Genomic DNA, 18,265 nt, shown 5'->3' on the forward strand with positions numbered 1-18,265 from the left:
TTAAATTAGGTTCACTACTACTTTTCTTCCGAATAAACAAACCCATAAGTACTCTCATCCGACAGCTCTTCCGAGAAAACAAACGCTAACCGATCAAATCCTTTGATATCTTCCACATCTGTTATTTTCCGCTCTGCCATATAACGTACCATCTCACCTCTGGCCATTTTCGCGCGGGTTGCCTTCTCCACAAGTTTCCCACCAACCATTTGTCCGAATACACAAGTGACAAACCGGGTTTCCTCCTTCAAAAAAGGCGTGATGTTCTTGCTGTACTCTTTGGAAGCCAGATTCAGAATGCAGTTGCTTTCGGATTGAAGCTGATCAGCCAGCTTGCTGCCCCAGAACTGATAAAGGGATTTGAATTCCGGCCCTTGCAACTTGCCCTGCATCTCCAACCGATACGGGGTAACCCCGTCCAAAGGACGCAGCATGCCATACAACCCGGATAATATGCGCAAATGTTGCTCCAGATACGCCAGCTCTTCCTGCTGAAAAACACCCGGCGCCATATATTGATACTGAATGCCTTCATACGAATAGATTGCTGGTGTAAGATTTTCTTTTACATTCATGCTCCGAATCCGCTCCATGTTCAGTTCCGCGATAGCGTCGTTGCACTTCCAGAGCGCTTTGAGCTCATCATAGGATAACGTCTGAAGCAGACTCAGGAGTTGTTCAGACTCATTAATAAATTGCGGCATTTGCGCGCTAGCCATCAGATCGGTGTCGACCTTCATCTTCTTGGCTGGTGATATAATAATCCTCATCGTTCTAATCCATCCTTAATCTACCGTTGTTATGTCGTTATTCATTGTACAGGATTAGGCAGATGAATCCAATCGTGAGGCTATATTAACTCTTACAGGACCTCTTAAGAAAAACTCAAGTAAACAAGCTATTCCACTAATGGACTCACTTGTTTATCAGAATTCATAAAATAAAATTTTTCACGAATGTGGGTCAGGTGTTAATTGCACCCATTGCTCTCCTCTATAGGTGTAGACATGCTCCTGTGGATCATCTTTTAATTTCACTACAACAGGGTACTTCGGCATTTTACTACGACGAGCTGTGATGCTTATAATATCGTTTTCATTTAATCCTTTCTCAACAGTTAAATACGTTCTTAAGCCGTCTTCTAGTTTCTTCATATCATTTTCATAGGAACCATACCATATAATTGAAACTACGCCCGCTAATATTATAAAAATTACTGCTCCTTTTAAGTACTTCATTTTACTCACCTACCATTTACATTATAACAATATAAGCTGTGTGATGAACACGACTTATATACCTATGAAAAGACTCAAAAATGAACAAGTCCGCCCCATATTGGATCGGCTTGTTCATTAGAATTCAACATCTTCAATTGTCGAAAAAGCAAGGTATGCATTTCATACCGCTAACTAGGGAGACACGCTACCCGTGCTGCTATTTTGCTCTGTTTTGGTCGTCGGCAATTGAATCATTGGTGTATTTGATCCACTCACATATGGAAGAGCTCCATCCCATTTCTTGATGGTTTCATATTCAACGAGTTGACTGGATAAGGATTGTTGCAGCTCTTTATTGGCTTTAGCCTGACCTTCTGCTTCGATCAACAGTTTGTCTGCATTACCTTGCGCTTCCACGCGCTTGCGATCTGCTTCTTTCTTGGCGATCTCCAGTTCAGTCGTTTTACGTTCCAGTTCTTGAGAAGCTTCGACACGCTTATCGATTGCTTCCTGAGTCTTGGCATCAGGTTGAGGAACACCTACAGTAACGTTAGATACAATAAAGCCTAACTCCTTAACATCATCAGAGAAACGTTGTTGCACGTCTACGCCTGCTTCAGATGACTTTTCGCCATAAACATCAATGACTGTAAACTTGGAGATACCTTTACGGGCTGCGTCACGGAAACGTGTTTTGAGATATGTATCCTCGATTTCTTGAATGCTAATTGGCCCAAATGTATTAAAGATAGAAGATACCTTACTTGGTTCGACTTGGTAGTTATAAGCAAAATCGATGGTGATGTTCTTTCCATCAGAAGTAGCAATCTGAATGTCTCTGTATTCAACCGTTTGAATCCGGATCGGATATTTGGTCACTTTATCAAACGCTCCAACGAGCTTCCAGCCTTGACTCAATGTACTATCCTTTACGCCTCCATTGGGTGAATAGACAACCCCGACATATCCATTCGGAATTCGTGTTAAAAAGAAAGTCATCAGTACGACTCCCAAGATAATAACAAAGGCAACCGCGATCGCTCCTACCCTAAACGTCTTTGAATTTTTCATCACCATTCTCCTCTTGTTTGAATTTATTGTATTTCTTCAGAATTCTACTACCTATTTTATTGAATAGCGGGAACATTAATGACCATAGAATAAATGCTAGGATAAAAATTATAATAATTCCCCCAATAAATGGCATATTTGTCCTCCCTTCTTATGGATGTAACCCAAAGCACAATTTATAATTAGCAACTAATTATACCCTTCATTATATATACTTTGTAAATTTATATTTGGTTCCATGGATTTCCAGTACCACTTATATGCATGTCCTGCATAGCCTAAATATAAAATAAACCCCGGTAGCACATCTGCATTCAGCAGCGTACAGCCGGGGTTCATTATTACTATTATTTTTAGTAGTGTTACATTAGATATCTCAACTTACACTTATCTCGTAAAATCATGCTGCCCAATGGTCAGCAGTGTCGGTCTGCTCTTACTCCACTCAGACGTGGCAATTTTCGGATTGTAATAAAATAGCGCGCCATGCGTTGGGTCGGCACCATTGAGAGCTTGACGGGCAGCCTTGAACGAGGTTGCGGTTGGCTTCAGATTAAATTGACCATCGTCTACCGCTGTGAACTGACCTTTTTGGAAAATGACTTCGGAGATGGATGACGGAAACTCCCCCGATTGCACCCGGTTTAAGACAACTGCCCCTACAGCGACCTGTCCTTCAAAAGATTCCCCGCGTGCTTCCCCATGGATCAGCTTCGCTAGTTGACGCAGTGTTTCTCCTTCGGCTTTGACCTTTTGGTTCAGCCTGTTCAGCGTCACCGGACCTGCTACACCATCGGCACTTAATCCCTGCGCTTGCTGGAAATCGCGAACTGCACTCTGAGTGATCGAACCGTAATAACCTGTTACTCCAGCGTCAAAATATCCGAGCTCACTTAATTGCTCTTGCAGTTGTACCACGTGTTCACTGCGAATGCCCTGCTCCAGCTTCTGTGCTCCAGCCGAAGGCGCGGCAACGGTAAGTCCAAGTGTCATTGCACAGGCGCCAAGAAGCATACTGACTCGGCCTGCTCTTTTGTTCGTCTTTCTCCCCCTGCGATGGGTGACTTTACGACTCACGGTAATAGGTTCCATATCGTCTGCACTCGTGCGCAGATCATTCGGATCAGAATACCCATATATGATATTCATCCCTGCCTCTTCATCAACTCGCACCATTTCGTACACGCTATTCTGTTCACTCGTCATATGCATTTCGCTCATTGTATTCTTCTTATTCGTCATTTCCTTAACCCTCCATTTTTCTGAATCCAGTTATACGCTTCCCCCTGAATCCTCTCGGATGGACATCCCGAGTGTCATTATAGGATATCAAAAATTGCCCGTCTATCGGACCGATGGAGCATGAAAAAATGAGTCCTGTGCAGATCAAAAAGAGGCATGAGCCCATGGTCGTATCAGGGCCACACCTCTTCTTATATCAACCTTGTACCGCTTGTCCATCCACCATTTTCGTAGGCAAACAGACCCGCACAAAAGTTGCGCTAAAATTTTCTGAACATTACTCGGCGAGTTCCTGCCCTTTCGTTTCCCGACCCCAGAACAGCACAGCAGCTGCTCCAATGAGAATTGTCACGAAGAAAATGGTGAAAATCAGGCTGATTGGAACTGCCTTCTGAACAAGCATACCTACCATAAATGGTGCAAGTACGCCCCCGATCCGGCCTACCGATGTAGCTAGTCCAACGCCTGTGGAACGAACCGAAGTCGGATACAATTCAGGGCTGTATGCGTACAGTCCGCCCCAAGCTCCCAGGTTGAAGAACGATAAGCAGATTCCGGCGGCCAAAATGGTCGCTTCGGTTGTAGCCAGTCCAAAGGCAATCGCACTGAACGCAGTCAAAGTAAGGTACACGACAAGTACGAATTTGCGGCCAAAACGTTCAATGAAATACGCAGCAGTGAAGTAACCTGGCAACTGTGCGATCGTCATGATCAACACATACTGGAAACTTTTGACCAACGTAAAGCCTTTCGCCATCACAACCGAAGGCAACCACAAGAACATGCCATAATACGAGAAAATAACGGTAAACCACAAAATCCATAGCATTAATGTGGTGCGGCGATGCGGTGCGGACCACACCGTGGCAACCTTCTCGCGGAACGTGATTTTATGCAATTTCGTGTGATTCTTGTACCGCGGAGGATCTTGGATGGCACGGCGTAAATACAGCGCGTAGAACGCCGGAAGAGCTCCAATAGCAAATGCAATTCTCCATCCGTACTCTGGAATGACAAAGTTGGCAATCAGCGCCGATACAATCCAGCCCCCTGCCCAGAAGCTTTCCAATAATACAACGGCACGTCCACGTTCCGCTGTAGGCATCGATTCCGATACCAGCGTAGATGCTACGGGCAGCTCGCCGCCAAGACCGATCCCTGCAACGAGACGTAGTGCACACAAGACTGCAAAACCAGTAGCGAGTGCTGATAGACCGCTTGCAATCGTAAAGATCAGCAACGTCCACATCAGAATCGCTTTTCGTCCAAAACGGTCTGCAAGTGCACCTGCAAGCAGGGCACCCAGTGCCATCCCGATAGAGTTGATACTTGTCAGCACCCCGACTTGTCCGGGACTAAGACTCCACTCCTTCGCGAGTGCAGCTACGATAAAGGAGATCATGCCGACCTCCATCGCATCAAACAGCCAGCTCATGCCGGCACTGAACAGCAGCTTGCGCTGCTTGGGATTCCGCAACACTTCCAATTTACTCATCAGATTATAGCTCCCTTGATCTCTATGTAGTCATCCTGACACTAAACCATTATTATGCAGAATGAACCAGAAATCAATGCAAAATACGACGTGACGCCAATTTACAACGAATATAAAACGAACTCGATTTTGTAAAGGATCTCTCAGTCTTCTTCTCGCCCCTCAACCTTTAAGGGAACCAGCGGTCAGACCTGCGACGAAATAACGCTGAAGTAGCAAGAACAGCACAATCATCGGGATCGCTGTCACTAGAACACCAGTCAGCATCATCGGATAATTCGTCACGTACTCCCCGCGGAATTGCATCAGGGCAAGTGGCAAGGTCAGCTTGGACTTGCTGGTAAGCATAAGCATTGGAATGAGCAAGTCATTCCAGACCATCACCAGCAGGAACGTTGCCGTTGCCGCCAGTGAAGGTGCTGCCAGTGGCAGAGCAATTCGGGTGAAGAGTCTCCACTCGTTTGCGCCATCCATACTACCTGCTTCCAAAATTTCCGAATTCAACATACGCATAAAACCCGTCAGCATGAACACAGAAACGGGCATCAGCATGGCCGCCGACACGATAATCAAGCCCGTCAGACTGTCCGACCATCCGAGCGTACGTGTGAGGGAATAGATCGGCAACATGCTGACCTGGGACGGTACGATTAGGCCAGCAACAAAGAGTGCAAACACTATTTTGCCTACGTTGCCGCCCCAGCGTACAATGGCGTACGCAATCATGCTACTTAGCAACAGTTCAATCGCAACTGTGCCGAGCGTCACAATCATACTGTTCCCGAAGTATTGCCACATCGGCTGATTACGGAACAAACCCGTCACATTATCCCACGTAAACGGCTCCGGCCAGCTGAATGGACTGGTGAAGAAATTACTGCTTGTTTTGAACGAAGATACAAATACAAAGTACAATGGTACAAGAATCAGTAGCGCGTACACGAATAGGATCAGCCGATTGAACCATTTTAAAACCATACAAATTCCCCCCTTCCTCATCTTCTTAACCTACACTTATAACTACTCTCTGCATTCAACATTAGCATCAACTAGCTCGTATTTTTCGAACACAGCTCTCGATTCTCTACAATGGCTCTTTCACATACTCTTGTATACATTTTGACTTGCCATATCTCGCCGATAACGCTGACGAAAAGAAGCCATCGTTTATCCGTTAATAGCTCACCCGGTCGGCACGGAGCGCCTTGAACTGTAATAGCGTCAGCAACGCGAGCAACACCAGGAAGATCATCGAACCGGCAGAAGCCAGACCAAACGAATAGCTGCCAAAAGCCGTATGATAAATATATGTGGTCAAAATTTCAGTGGCGTAGTTTGGGCCTCCATCCGTCATCGTGAAAATAAGATCAAAGGCCTTGAACGACTGGATGGTCGTATAGGCTACCACAATCGTTGCCGAAGGAGCCAGCAGCGGCCAGGTCACGGTGCGGAATACCTGCCATTTGCTCCCGCCGTCCATACGTGCCGCTTCATACAGTTCTGCCGGAATGCCTTGCAGACCTGCGATGAACACAATCATCATCTGCCCTGCATGAGCCCAGACCTGCACCGCAGCGATAGAGAAGATCGCAATCTTCGGATCACCGATCCAGTTACGAGCAATACTGCTCATGCCCGCCTCGTTTAATCCGTAATTGATCAGTCCAATGGACGGGTCATACATGAAGGCCCAGATCAGACCAACCGATACCGACGACAGAATCGCCGGCAGGAAATACAGCGCCCGAAGTACCACTTTTGTCTTGGTATTGCGTACCAGAAGCAGGGCTAGAACGAGTGAAATAAAAGTTTGTGCGATGACAACGGTTAACATAAACTCCACGTTATTGCCGAAGGCTTTGCGAAATACGATGCTGCTGAGACTGTCCTTGTAATTATCCAGCCCTACAAATGCATACGACGGGGATACCCCGTCCCAATCCGTAAAGGAGTAGAACAGCCCCGTCAATGTAGGAAATACGAACAATCCAACGTACAGCAGCAATCCGGGTAACAGAAACAGGGATAGCTGAATACGGTTTTTCATCGTTTATTTCCCGATATGCTGATCAATGATCGCTTGTGCTTGCTGTGCGGCTTCTTCTGGAGAAGTACCGCTTAACACGGCCTGAATGGAGTTGGTTACCGCCTTCTGGTTGTCTCCATTCAGAATGGTAAACCGTGGCTGGAACACGGTCTTTTTGTTCGCCCATTCTCCTGCAACTTGAAGCTCTGCTGTATCATACTTCACGTCATTCACCGTTACATTTTGTCCTGTCTGGTTGGCGTATGCCCCAGCTACATCCGGTTTGCTCAGGAATTCAAGGAATTTCTTCGCTTCTTCCGGGTGTTTCGATTTACTGTTTACCGCAAGCATGAATGTGGTCGTATGCACTCCCTCATATTTCGCCTGGTCGGCACTTACCGTAATCGGTGCGAGCAACTTTTGCTCGAGATTCGGGTTTTGTTGTTTGTTCTGAGCAAGTTGATACGATCCACTTGCAAGCATCGCTGCTTTTTCCTGAATAAATAGTGCACCTGCTGCCGGGTCTTTCGTACCCAGTGCATCCTGCTGGAAGTATCCTTTATCGTTCAGTTCCTTGATTTGCGTCAACGTTTTCACCCAGAACTCATCTGTCAGTTTGGCTTCGCCCGCTTCAACTTTGGTAAAAATGTCGTCACTCGGTGCATTGTTCATCACCATCGTATTCATGAATTGACCCGGACCAATGTCCGCTCCGGCAAAGGCAATCGGAATAATGCCATTGTCTTTCAGTTTTTGGCACAGCGCCAGGAACCCTTCCCAATCTTTCGGTGGGGTCAGGCCGTACTTTTCAAACAGTTTAACGTTATAGATTGGATCGTTATATACAAGTTGGTACGGAATCGCATATTGTTTGCCATCATGCTGTCCAGCTTCAATCAGTTTCGGATTGTAAGCCGACAGGAAGGATGATCCCGTCAGATCCGTAAACAGTCCGGCTTTGCTGAACGCTTGGAACTGAGCACCAGGGAAAGATGCAAACACATCCCCTGTGGAGCCGTCGCTGATTTTGGATTGCACAGTGGATTGGTACTGATCCGATGGGAGCGTCTGCATCTCCACATGGATGTTCGGGTTTTCTTTTTCAAACGCGTCGATCGTCTTGTTAAATGCTTCAGAATCTTCGCCGCGCCAGTGCATGAAGCTGATGGTTACTTTACCTGAACCTGAGGAGCCGTTCTCTCCGGATGCCGCATTATTTCCACCGCCGCAAGCGGACAGCAGGATGGACATCACCAGCATACTGACAAGCGGCAGGATCATTTTTTTCGTTTTTTTCATGAAAGACGACCTCCTAAGTTAGCAGTAATAGAATGTTGTTTCTGTCTTGTTTTCCATTTCTCGCGGATGATGGGCATCACGGTCTTGCCGAAGATTTCGGCTTCTTCCAGATGCGGATAACCGGATAGAATAAATGTCGTCACGCCCAAGTCTCCGTATTCCATCAAACGTTCTGCCACCTGCTCCGCTGTACCCACGATGAGGATGGCTCCACCGGAACGCACCACCGACAAACCAGTCCACAGGTTCGGCCCAACGACAAACTGTTGCTTCTCGGACAGTTCCCGGAGCTCATTCTGTCTGCGCTGATTGGTGGCATCCGTTTCGGCGAATGCGGCTTTGGCCTTTTCAATCGCTTCCGGTGGTACTTTGCTGATAATATCCCATGCCGCTGCCCATGCCTCTTCTTCCGTATCCCGAATGAGCACCTGAGCACGCATACCGTAACGGAGCTGACGATCTTGACCCGTCTCCTCTTTTACCTGCTCTCGAATGACTTCGATCTCTTCAATCTGTTCCTGAATCCAGTCATGCGGCTCGCCCCACATCAGGAAGGTATCTGCATGTTCAACGGCCACTCGCTTGGCAATCGGTGAACTTCCTCCAAGATAGAATGGAGGGTATGGCTTCTGTACCGTCTCCGGCATGCCTACCGGGCCTTTGAAGTTGTAATATTGACCGTTGAATTCAGGATTTGGTTCGCTGGATGCATCTGCACCTGATTGTGCGCCACTTCCGGCGAATTCCGTCAGATTCAAGCCTGTCGACTGCGTCCACGAACGCTTCATGACTTCCATATACTCGCTTGCGCGAACATACCGTTCATCATGCGCATGTGCCAGCGGATCACCGAGTTCTTCCAGATCTCGAACCGAACTGCCTGTAACTACGTTAATCATGGCACGACCGCCAGAGAGCTGATCCAGTGCAGCACCCATACGAGCCGCGAGTACGGGTGTCACCAGACCCGGGCGAATCGCTACAAGGGGACGCAATGTCTTGGTGTGACTCATTACCGCCGAGCCGACCACCCATGCGTCCAGACAGGCTCCCCCTGTCGGAATGAGTACAAATTCGAATCCGGCCGTTTCCGCCGTCTGTGCCACCTGCACCAGATAATCCAGACTTGCTTCACGTTCCGGCTCTACACCTACATACTTCCCATCTCCAGCGGTGGGTAAAAACCATCCAAATTTCATCTCTTCCTGTTCGCTCATTCACGTCAGTCCCTTCTATGGATAATTGCTTTATAAAGTTCCACTCAAACACTTCGGTTACAGAAAACCTTTCGAGCACTCTTGTCCCCAGATTTCTTCTCATTCCCCTTTTATGGGGGAAATCCGGTGACAAAGGCGCACGCTTCGCTTCTTCAGGTCTTTTCTGCACCCTCCGTTGTCGTGTCATTTTGTAAATCAATTTAGCAACCATAATAATCACAAATGCCGATTAATTAACTTGGTTTAATAGGTATGGACATCATATCAATTGATTTGTCTGTGATCAATGTCATTTCGCGGCAATTTATTTTTGTCATTTTGTGGTCATTTTTCAAATTCAGGTTTACCTGATCTTGAATTTATATAAAACCCACCTGTATAATGGGTTATAAATGAATCTTTTAGATGATATCGACGATACTTATACAATAAAGAGGTGTTCCTGGTGACCGAGCTTGAGCGCATGAAGGAGGACCACCACGAGTTTTTGGATATTCTATTTTTCACTCCGTCTGAATTTGAGAAGGCCAGCGGTGCATGGCCGTTACGCATTGGCCATAACATTGCCAAAAGCAATTATCATATAGGTCCTCGAACTACGCCTTATCACTACTTGTTATTTGTGTTGGAGGGGGAAGGTACATTTATTCAGAACGGACAGCAGTATCCCTTGCGAGCGAAAGATGCCTTCTGTCTGTTTCCACATGTGACGCATGAGTACTGGACAGATCCCGACCATCCCCTTCAAAAAATATTTATTGCCTTTGACGGAGCATATGCCGCTGAACTGCTCTCCCGAATTGGCTTAAGTTCTGAGAGTCCGTACCGTTCAGGTGTACTCACGCCCGAAACAGCTAGCAACATGCGTTCATTTATGGAGGACGTTCGTAAACCGCGGGACAGTGCCAGTGATTTGGGGCGACTGATCCGGTTTCTCAGCCTTTTCGACCGCATTGCACGCTCTCCGGCGAACAAAGACTTGCAACCGGATGTAGCCACCCCCTGGCTTCAAAAAGGGAAAGAGTACATTGAACTTCATTTTGCAGGCGGCATTTCGGTGGAGGGTGTGTCTGCCCATGCAGGGGTGGATCGAACCCATTTTGCCAAACAGTTTCGTAAAGCCTACGGCTTGTCCCCTGTGCAATATATCCAGCAACTCAAAATGAAGCAAGCCAAACTCCTGCTTGTGCAGACCACGCTGAGTTTAACGGAGGTGGCTCATTCCGTGGGTTACCCGGACTTATTTTCGTTCTCCAAAGCCTTCAAAAAGCAAGTTGGTCTGCCTCCCAACCGCTACCGAACAACGACAACGGAACAGTAGAGTGATTAGATTAGTTGGTTAAGAGAACCGGCGCGCTAACGGAACACTTTCCTGTTCTCAAGCGCAAAAATAACCTGAATAAGGCAAGCCCCTTCACTATGCGAGTGATCGGGATTTGCCTTATTCAGTACGAAAAAATCTCATCTTTCACTTCCTAAAAACTTACTCCCAACATATGTAACTTATGTACCGGTTCTTACGTTAATTCTAATGAATATACCAAAGGAATATATCAAAGGAGTGGTTATCATGCGTATTTCCAAGTTTTTAGTGGTGACTGTGCTAACTCTTGCTATGACTGGCTTCAGTTCATCCGTAAATGCGGCTTCTCTCTCCGCTTCCGGCTCAACGGTAAACATCAAATCCGATGTGCTGGGTGAAAAATCATTTACAGGTCTGATTGTTAAAGGGCACACCTACGTCGATCTCGACGGATTCGTGAACTGCCTTCCGTTCCAGATTAATTCCAAAGCGTTATCCTTTCAATCCGAAACCAAAACGTTTAAGGTCCTCAATAAAGACTTTGCAATTCCTACCCCAGAATTACAGTTCAAGGTTGGAAGTGAAACGTTCCAGCACGATGGTGAGTCATTTCGGATGAATAGCCCTGTTCTTCTGATCCAAAATCGCATTTATTTTCCGCTAAAAGATGTCGTTTCGGTCTACGATATTCACGTTTCTTATGACTCGCAGACAAAAAAGGTACAAGTGAGTAAGGAGTAACTTACGTTGCACCTAATTCACAAAGATAGAACGTTACCAAAACGGAGAACGAGCGCACCAGTTGGGACGACTTTATCTAATCCGAGACTCCAGATGTATAGGATCATCGCTCGTATAACTGTACTGCTCAATGTGCCCGTCCTTAAAAAGACCGTAATGATACTTATCATTAGGCTGATCAGCGAATGTTACGGAAGCACCATATGGAGCCTCTGAGCTTGTGAAGGAATAATTACCCGTTATATCTATCATTTCCTCAGAAGAATATCGCTTTTGTTGAATTAAATAAGCCCTCACTTTCTCTTCAGCATCATTCATTTTGATCGGATTACCAAATAAACTGAAGTACACCCAACCTGATATCACCACAACTAACGCTAAAGTAGCAATCAAACTAACTTTCACTCTTTTCGACATAGAGAAACCTCCATTTCTACACTTTCACATTCTCTAAATAATATTAAAATCCCTTCTGAGCTACACACAGCAGGAACGAATACCTGCTGCTTTGCCCAGAAGGGATTATCAATTAAACGTTAAAGCTTGTGTTATTGTTTCTGATGTTGTGATTCTTCTTTCTTCTCCTCGGTCTTTCGCGCCAGCGGAATGCCGTTTTGCTTCGCATACCACGCCTCATAATGATGCACAGCCACACCTGCAAACGATGAATGCGAGGCACCGAGTTCAAACACCTTCTGCATCTCTTCGTCCATATTGCTGATGGGCTTGCGGAAAAAGGTCAAGTGATCTCCCTCGTGTGTATCCGCGAGTTCTGCTCCAATCCAGACTTTCTTGCCCAGATCATCCGCTTCAGCCAGCTCTTCCTTGGACAGATCGTACATCTGCTGCCCGCTATCCCGATAAGCCATAATAGCTACCGCATCGAAACGGGAGATGACCCAGCGACTGAACGTCTCCTTGCCTCCAGCAGACTGCCGGGCATCCAGCCAGAATGGAATCGCTGCACTCATATATAGTCCTGCTTCCTTTCCGGCTTCCGTCCAGACCTCCATATTGTTCTGCCACTCGGCAATGACACTGCTCTGCTCGTTCTCCCAGCGTTTTAACTGGTATGGCTCGACATCGAGCTGAATGCCTTCAAAGCGTTCATTCTTCGCAGAAGAAGAATTGTATGCCCGCACGCGTTCAATAAAAGCAAGTCCTTCTGCGCGTTTCTCGCGATAAGCCCAGTCGGCATGACCGTTCAGCGCGTGCACTTCGATCTCGGCATTGGTCGCAGCCGCAATGAACTTGCGATAAGCCGCATCAGGCACCTCATCCTGAACTTGCAGGAAAATGGTATCCACGCCCTGTTCCTTGGAGAACGCGATAATCTCAGGTGTCTGCTTCATAATGATCGACGTATCCCACAGCCAGGTTGCCTTGTGTTCCTCATGCGAAAACCATTTGAACAGCCAGGACAGGAGCAGCAGGCAGAACACCACAGCCACAATAGCCCATTTCGCCTTACCTGCCAACTTGCCCTGTATTCTCATCGGTCTCCTCAGACGAGAACCGCTTCACTTGGTGCAAACACAGGATGTTGTACCGAGTGACCGATCTTGTAAATATGTGAGTGATTGTACGTGCGGAATGCATTACGTGTATCCAGAATAGGTACACCCAGTTCCGCAATATCATAATAAGGCAAGTCGCTGTGGTTGGTGATCAGTACGATGCAATCATACGTTTTGAACTGCTCCAGGTTAAAGGCTTGGCTGTGCACGGTTTCGCCATGTTTGTCTTTGAATGATTCTGCATGCGGGTCGTAATAGTTAACGTTTGCGCCGCTTTCCTTGAACAGCTCGTATACTTCCAGTCCCGGTGATTCACGCAGATCGGCAATGTTCGGTTTGTACGACATGCCGAGCAGGAGAATGTTCGATTTACGAACAGACTTCGCGTATTCATTCAGGATTGTTGACGTTTTATTCAGTACATAGTACGGCATATTGTCATTGGTGGATTGCGCCAGTTCAATAAATTTGCTATAAAAACGGAATCCTTTGGCCTTCCACGACAGATACATCGGGTCGAGCGGGATGCAGTGTCCGCCAATACCCGGACCTGGATAGAATGGCATAAAGCCAAACGGTTTCGTCGCAGCCGCGTCAATAACCTCCCAAATATCGATGCCCATGCGATCACACATCATCGCCATTTCATTGACAAAGGCAATGTTGACACTGCGAAATGTGTTTTCCAGCAATTTGGACATTTCCGCTACTTTAGGTGAAGATACCGGAACTACAGTCTCTACATATTTGCTGTACAGCGCAGTGCCTAGTTTCAGACAAGCTTCCGTTGTACCGCCGATGACCTTCGGTGTATTAAATGTGGTGAAACGACCGTTGGATGGGTCCACTCGCTCAGGTGAGAAGCACAGGAAATAGTCTTTGCCCGCCTCATGTCCGATTTTGTCCAGCTCCTGCTGGATCAACTCTTCCGTTGTACCTGGATACGTCGTACTTTCCAGTGTGATCAGCATACCTGGTTTCATATGCAGTTTAATCTGATCCACAACCGTCTCGATATAAGAGGTATCCGGGTCCTGGTTTTCGCTGAGCGGTGTCGGTACGCAAATACTCAGTGCGTCAATGACACGCAACATGCTGTAGTCTGTTGTTGGCTGAAAGCGACCGCTTTGCATTACTTTTTTCAATTCGTCGGACGAAATATCGTGAATATAGGAATCTCCATTGTAGATGCTGTCGACTTTGGAAGCATCCAGGTCGATACCAATGACGGTAAATCCTTGGTTGACCATCTCCACCGCAAGGGGAAGGCCGACGTAACCGAGGCCGACAACGCCCAGTACCGCTTCTTTATTTTCGATCGCGTTCAGTAAAGTGTGAAATTGTTGATTCTCCATGATATTCCCTCCGCGCAATATATTTGATTGTTTATATGATCTGAACTAATTACACGGACACTCCGATGACAGAATAAACTTCCCATCGCTGTTATCCCCAGATTTTTTGATTCCCTTTTGTTAAAGGGAAAATCCGGTGATAAAGGCGACCGCTTCGCTTTTTCAGTTTTTTTCTGTCCTCTCCGTTAATGTGTAAATAAACTAGTCCAAATCATATAGATGTGGTTGTAACTGTAATCGTTGTGACTCTAATCTACTTATCTTCTAGTGCAGGCAACGTCTGATCCGGGCGTCCAGCTCCACAGGAGAGAAAGGCTTGGTCATATAATCGTCTACACCGCTACTGAAACATTGGCTGATCGTCTGCTCCACCCGCTGTTCGGTCAATACGACGATTTTAGGCGGTTGCTCCATCTCCAGCTTCTGGATATGGTGAATGAATGGAAGCCCATCGATGCCATACAGATTCAGCTCGGTCAGCACGAGGTCAGGGGTCACTTTCTCGATCAGGTCGAGTGCAGCGAGTCCATCCACTGCTTCATAGGTTTCATATCCCTGCATTTTCAAACGCAGCTGCAAAAATTCTCGAACCGTCGGATCATTATCCACGATCAGAATCCGTTCGGGGGCATCCGCCGTATGTTCCAGCGTATAGATATGAATTTCCGATGAATCCACAAGCTTCGAAGATTCGGCCATATGCTGAATCGTTGCCTTTGAAGGGCGCTCCTCCGGCGGGAAACTGGCCAGTGTGATCTGCGGATCAGCACCAGGAGCACTCTCTTGCAACTCATGCTTGATACGAAGTCCTTCATAATGAACTTCATCGAGCGTAAGCCCTGGAAGCAGCACAGCAATTGCCTGTGTATGACTATCCTGCCATACCTGGAACGACGTATATCCCGCCTGCTCCAGATGTGTCCTGACCTGCTGCTCCGGCTGAACCTGACCTGCACAGTGAATGAACATTAAACCACAAGCTTCGGCACCCGTTTCCTTCAATCCCTGTTCTACATTGCGGTACACATTAACGGCAGCCTCACGCTGCAATGTCGCCGTATTTGGCATGTTCTTTTCCACCCTTCTATACTATTGTTACTGTATTACTTAAGCCGCTTTGCTCGCGTCCTTGGATTCCTCAGACCAGCTTTGGCGTGTCATCGTGCCCCAGGAATTGTTGTTTTGCAAAAACTGAATGTGTCCCTGCAATCTCCACAGCACGCCGAGTTGATGATATCCCACAAATTTCAGGGCGGAGTAGACCAGCATTTTGACCAGATCGGACAGCTTGTTATACCGTTTAAACGCAATTTCCTCCAGAATCAACGCCCCTACACTCAGCAGATATCCACTCACAAAGTTCAGCAAGCCAAACAAAACGAGGATCGGCCACTGGGTCATGTCCAGAAGCACATATCCAGCCAGAGCGATCAGTCCGGTAATGCGGAAATACGGATTCAGTGCTTCGAAAATAACGTTATATGGCATGGTGATTAACCCCATAACCTTATATTTCGGATTAAACAGCATGCCGCGATTTTCCAGCATGTTTTTCAGATTCCCGCGGCCCCAGCGTTTGCGTTGGCTAGACAAAATGCGGTACGAATCCGGCGCTTGTGTCCAGCACACCGCTTCAGGACAGAAAGCGACGCGGTATTTGAGTTTATTTTCCAGCATATAGCGGTGAAGCTTGATAATAATGTTCATGTCCTCACCTGGATAACCGTCGCGGTATCCACCTACGGCGATAACAGCATCCTTACGGAACATGCCGAATGCGCCAGAGACGATGATCAGACCGTTCATGTGACTCCAGCCAATTCGTCCGCCGAGGAAAGCTTTCAAATACTCAATAGATTGGAACATCGGCCAAATCTTACGCGGCAAGGATACGTCCTGAACCGCACCGTTTTCGATTTTGCAGCCGTTGGCAATCCGGACATCCCCACCAATCGCGACAGTCTCTTCCGGATTCTCCATATACATGCGTGCCATGCGGATCAAAGCATCTTTCTCCAGAAGTGAATCGGCATCGATGGAAGAGATCAGCGGATAATGGGACAAATTAATCCCTGCGTTGAGGGAGTCGGCCTTACCGCCATTCTCCTTGTCGATGACATACAGATCCGGGAAGTCCGGGTTATGATAGATGCCGCGAATCTTCTGACAGGAGATTTTTCCGCGAATTTGCGTATTCGGCACCGGCTTCAGCCGGTATTCTTCCAGCAACACCTTCAAAGTGGAGTCGTTCGAACCATCATTAATGACAATGACTTCATACGTTGGATAGTTCAGTGTCATGAGGCAGTTTACATTTTCAATAATCGTCAGTTCCTCGTTGTACGCTGGCACCAGCAGGGATACCGAAGGAACCAGTTCCGAGCCGGATAACGTGTTGTACTTGGAGTAATGTGACCTCCGGAAGATCGTCCAGATGTTACGAAATGATAAGGCCAGTATGGAAAAATAAAGCGTATTAACAAACACCACATAATAGATGGCGACCATACCGTAGATTAGCAATAAATCTCTAAGCAGTGTAATCCCCTCCTACTGTTGCAACGCCTGTGCGTTTCTTGGTTGTACGGTTTTCGCCGCGCACCGGGCCAAAATAACGTTCGTACAGCAGTCTTTTTTTGTTATGTGCAATCATCTGCTCTACCGCCTTGTGGTCGGTTCCCGAATGCTGCATCGTGCTCTCGATCTGCTGCATGGCAATCTCGCGCTCTGCACCCGTTCCTTGCACTGCTGCCTGACACAAAGCTTCGAATCCCGGTTCGCCCAGCTTACTCAAACTTTCCGCGCTGTTATAGCGAACTCTCCAGTCTTCATCGCGAAGTGCCTTGCGCAGCAACGGGATGCTGCCTGATGCATGCTTCAAACCAAGTGCCTGTACCACTTCCGCCCGAACTTCCGGATCGGTGTCCTGGATCAGCTTCAGAATCGTCTCATCCTTAAGTGCTGGACTTGCACTGAGATACAGCTTCACTGCTTCGGCACGAACATCCTCATGCTCTGCTCCGACGAGTCTGTGGAGTGCAGGCATTACTTCCGGCACCGCTTGTCCCCACATCGCCACAAGTCCTACTTTGACAAAATCAGGGTTGCGATCCTCAAGCAATTCGATCAACACACGACTCGTATCCAGGTTTGCTTCCAATAAGATGTCCGCTGCCAGATGATGAATCGATTTTCCTTTCGTTAAAAGCAGTGTAAGCATGTCTTTCAACTCGCCATGCCGGGTTGTACATCTCGCAATCGAACGTCCAATCATGATAGCCATCGGACCCGGCTTCTCATCCTTGAGAAGCTCCATTAAACCTGGAACTGCTTCGGGACAGCGCATGCCTCCGAGACGATATGCTGCATCAATCTGACGTCCGTAACGCAGACGGCCCAGCTCTTTCAGATCGTGTTCGACGAATCCGGCCTCGCGGCACAGTTCGATCAGCTTGTCACGATACTCTCCCTTGAACTGGTCAATCCATTCAATCAGCTTGTCCTGAATAACCCGTCTTTCTAGTGGAGCAAGCTTGCCTGGCGGCAGCTTGAGTGGGCTGTTCTCCGTCAATGCGGTCTGCAGATACGTGAAGTAGTCTCGTTGCTTCATTTCATACAAAGCGGTTTTGCGTCGTTTGCCGTTGTGGGACATTTTCATGGCAAACAGAACGATGACGCCTACAATCACAAGTGCAATGCAGGCGATCAAAAACCAATAGGCCAAAGCTAAACTCTGGAACATGTGAAAAAGTCCTCCTTTTATACTCGCTTATGATGTT

General features: G+C 47.2%; 18 protein-coding genes. 2 read left to right on the forward strand and 16 right to left on the reverse strand.

All coding sequences use genetic code 11. The features are described from left to right. Positions 1-17: 17 nt before the first annotated feature. The 10 genes from yaaA to ACT89M_RS18840 all read right to left on the reverse strand — a co-directional run bounded on the left by yaaA (position 18) and on the right by ACT89M_RS18840 (position 9,570). Complete coding sequence (yaaA, locus tag ACT89M_RS18795) at positions 18-770, reverse strand: peroxide stress protein YaaA (protein ID WP_308723147.1); 753 nt, start codon at positions 768-770, stop codon at positions 18-20. A gap of 180 nt (positions 771-950) precedes the next feature. After that, positions 951-1,238: a DUF3139 domain-containing protein gene (locus ACT89M_RS18800; RefSeq protein WP_186809622.1), complete on the reverse strand. Its 288-nt coding sequence runs from the start codon at positions 1,236-1,238 to the stop codon at positions 951-953. 174 nt (positions 1,239-1,412) lie between these two features. Next, on the reverse strand, positions 1,413-2,291 hold the full coding sequence (locus tag ACT89M_RS18805; RefSeq protein ID WP_154888346.1) for a prohibitin family protein: 879 nt from the start codon (positions 2,289-2,291) through the stop codon (positions 1,413-1,415). Further along, a complete protein-coding gene (locus ACT89M_RS18810) occupies positions 2,269-2,427 on the reverse strand; it encodes a hypothetical protein (RefSeq protein WP_487344775.1) in 159 nt (52 codons plus the stop codon). The genes ACT89M_RS18805 and ACT89M_RS18810 overlap by 23 nt, the downstream gene beginning before the upstream one ends. 251 nt (positions 2,428-2,678) lie before the next feature. Then, a complete protein-coding gene (locus ACT89M_RS18815) occupies positions 2,679-3,305 on the reverse strand; it encodes a cell wall hydrolase (protein WP_154888672.1) in 627 nt (208 codons plus the stop codon). Positions 3,306-3,810: 505 nt separating this feature from the next. Continuing rightward, positions 3,811-5,028 carry an MFS transporter gene (locus tag ACT89M_RS18820; protein WP_090922661.1) on the reverse strand — a complete coding sequence of 406 codons (1,218 nt, stop codon included), beginning with the start codon at positions 5,026-5,028 and terminating at the stop codon, positions 3,811-3,813. Positions 5,029-5,190: 162 nt separating this feature from the next. After that, complete coding sequence (locus tag ACT89M_RS18825) at positions 5,191-6,006, reverse strand: carbohydrate ABC transporter permease (protein ID WP_308723148.1); 816 nt, start codon at positions 6,004-6,006, stop codon at positions 5,191-5,193. A gap of 196 nt (positions 6,007-6,202) precedes the next feature. Further along, positions 6,203-7,075 (reverse strand): carbohydrate ABC transporter permease, encoded by an 873-nt coding sequence (locus ACT89M_RS18830; protein ID WP_186375464.1) that lies wholly within the window; start codon positions 7,073-7,075, stop codon positions 6,203-6,205. Positions 7,076-7,078: 3 nt separating this feature from the next. Beyond that, a complete protein-coding gene (locus tag ACT89M_RS18835) occupies positions 7,079-8,353 on the reverse strand; it encodes an ABC transporter substrate-binding protein (protein ID WP_154888341.1) in 1,275 nt (424 codons plus the stop codon). Then, on the reverse strand, positions 8,350-9,570 hold the full coding sequence (locus ACT89M_RS18840; RefSeq protein WP_308723149.1) for an LLM class flavin-dependent oxidoreductase: 1,221 nt from the start codon (positions 9,568-9,570) through the stop codon (positions 8,350-8,352). Before ACT89M_RS18840 ends, ACT89M_RS18835 begins: the two co-directional genes overlap by 4 nt. Positions 9,571-10,015: 445 nt before the next feature. On the opposite strand from ACT89M_RS18840, the gene ACT89M_RS18845 reads away from it, so the two are divergent. Then, a complete protein-coding gene (locus tag ACT89M_RS18845) occupies positions 10,016-10,891 on the forward strand; it encodes a helix-turn-helix transcriptional regulator (RefSeq protein WP_253493010.1) in 876 nt (291 codons plus the stop codon). A gap of 249 nt (positions 10,892-11,140) precedes the next feature. After that, a complete protein-coding gene (locus ACT89M_RS18850) occupies positions 11,141-11,614 on the forward strand; it encodes a stalk domain-containing protein (protein ID WP_308723150.1) in 474 nt (157 codons plus the stop codon). 72 nt (positions 11,615-11,686) lie between these two features. On the opposite strand, the gene ACT89M_RS18855 is transcribed toward ACT89M_RS18850, so the two are convergent. The 6 genes from ACT89M_RS18855 to ACT89M_RS18880 all read right to left on the reverse strand — a co-directional run bounded on the left by ACT89M_RS18855 (position 11,687) and on the right by ACT89M_RS18880 (position 18,228). Next, the gene (locus ACT89M_RS18855) at positions 11,687-12,031 is read right to left on the reverse strand and encodes a DUF3139 domain-containing protein (RefSeq protein ID WP_308723151.1); all 345 of its coding nucleotides are present in this window, start codon (positions 12,029-12,031) and stop codon (positions 11,687-11,689) included. A gap of 131 nt (positions 12,032-12,162) precedes the next feature. Next, the gene (locus tag ACT89M_RS18860; protein ID WP_308723152.1) at positions 12,163-13,110 is read right to left on the reverse strand and encodes a hypothetical protein; all 948 of its coding nucleotides are present in this window, start codon (positions 13,108-13,110) and stop codon (positions 12,163-12,165) included. Between the two features lie 8 nt (positions 13,111-13,118). Continuing rightward, positions 13,119-14,486 carry a nucleotide sugar dehydrogenase gene (locus ACT89M_RS18865; protein WP_090922673.1) on the reverse strand — a complete coding sequence of 456 codons (1,368 nt, stop codon included), beginning with the start codon at positions 14,484-14,486 and terminating at the stop codon, positions 13,119-13,121. Between the two features lie 264 nt (positions 14,487-14,750). Beyond that, positions 14,751-15,554 (reverse strand): response regulator transcription factor, encoded by an 804-nt coding sequence (locus ACT89M_RS18870; protein WP_308723153.1) that lies wholly within the window; start codon positions 15,552-15,554, stop codon positions 14,751-14,753. A 39-nt stretch (positions 15,555-15,593) separates the two neighbouring features. After that, entirely contained in the window at positions 15,594-16,994 is a 1,401-nt protein-coding gene (locus tag ACT89M_RS18875) for a glycosyltransferase family 2 protein (RefSeq protein WP_186809635.1), read from the reverse strand. A gap of 22 nt (positions 16,995-17,016) precedes the next feature. Further along, a complete protein-coding gene (locus ACT89M_RS18880; protein WP_154888335.1) occupies positions 17,017-18,228 on the reverse strand; it encodes a HEAT repeat domain-containing protein in 1,212 nt (403 codons plus the stop codon). Positions 18,229-18,265: the final 37 nt, after the last annotated feature.

The sequence above is a fragment of the Paenibacillus sp. NN59 genome (genome assembly GCF_057597225.1).

Coding starts and splice junctions, on each gene's coding strand:
- yaaA (WP_308723147.1), bottom strand. CDS start 770: ATGAGGATTATTATATCACCAGCCAAGAAGATGAAGGTCGACACCGAT.
- ACT89M_RS18800 (WP_186809622.1), bottom strand. CDS start 1,238: ATGAAGTACTTAAAAGGAGCAGTAATTTTTATAATATTAGCGGGCGTA.
- ACT89M_RS18805 (WP_154888346.1), bottom strand. CDS start 2,291: ATGAAAAATTCAAAGACGTTTAGGGTAGGAGCGATCGCGGTTGCCTTT.
- ACT89M_RS18810 (WP_487344775.1), bottom strand. CDS start 2,427: ATGCCATTTATTGGGGGAATTATTATAATTTTTATCCTAGCATTTATT.
- ACT89M_RS18815 (WP_154888672.1), bottom strand. CDS start 3,305: ATGCTTCTTGGCGCCTGTGCAATGACACTTGGACTTACCGTTGCCGCG.
- ACT89M_RS18820 (WP_090922661.1), bottom strand. CDS start 5,028: ATGAGTAAATTGGAAGTGTTGCGGAATCCCAAGCAGCGCAAGCTGCTG.
- ACT89M_RS18825 (WP_308723148.1), bottom strand. CDS start 6,006: ATGGTTTTAAAATGGTTCAATCGGCTGATCCTATTCGTGTACGCGCTA.
- ACT89M_RS18830 (WP_186375464.1), bottom strand. CDS start 7,075: ATGAAAAACCGTATTCAGCTATCCCTGTTTCTGTTACCCGGATTGCTG.
- ACT89M_RS18835 (WP_154888341.1), bottom strand. CDS start 8,353: ATGAAAAAAACGAAAAAAATGATCCTGCCGCTTGTCAGTATGCTGGTG.
- ACT89M_RS18840 (WP_308723149.1), bottom strand. CDS start 9,570: ATGAGCGAACAGGAAGAGATGAAATTTGGATGGTTTTTACCCACCGCT.
- ACT89M_RS18850 (WP_308723150.1), top strand. CDS start 11,141: ATGCGTATTTCCAAGTTTTTAGTGGTGACTGTGCTAACTCTTGCTATG.
- ACT89M_RS18855 (WP_308723151.1), bottom strand. CDS start 12,031: ATGTCGAAAAGAGTGAAAGTTAGTTTGATTGCTACTTTAGCGTTAGTT.
- ACT89M_RS18860 (WP_308723152.1), bottom strand. CDS start 13,110: ATGAGAATACAGGGCAAGTTGGCAGGTAAGGCGAAATGGGCTATTGTG.
- ACT89M_RS18865 (WP_090922673.1), bottom strand. CDS start 14,486: ATGGAGAATCAACAATTTCACACTTTACTGAACGCGATCGAAAATAAA.
- ACT89M_RS18870 (WP_308723153.1), bottom strand. CDS start 15,554: ATGCCAAATACGGCGACATTGCAGCGTGAGGCTGCCGTTAATGTGTAC.
- ACT89M_RS18875 (WP_186809635.1), bottom strand. CDS start 16,994: ATGGTCGCCATCTATTATGTGGTGTTTGTTAATACGCTTTATTTTTCC.
- ACT89M_RS18880 (WP_154888335.1), bottom strand. CDS start 18,228: ATGTTCCAGAGTTTAGCTTTGGCCTATTGGTTTTTGATCGCCTGCATT.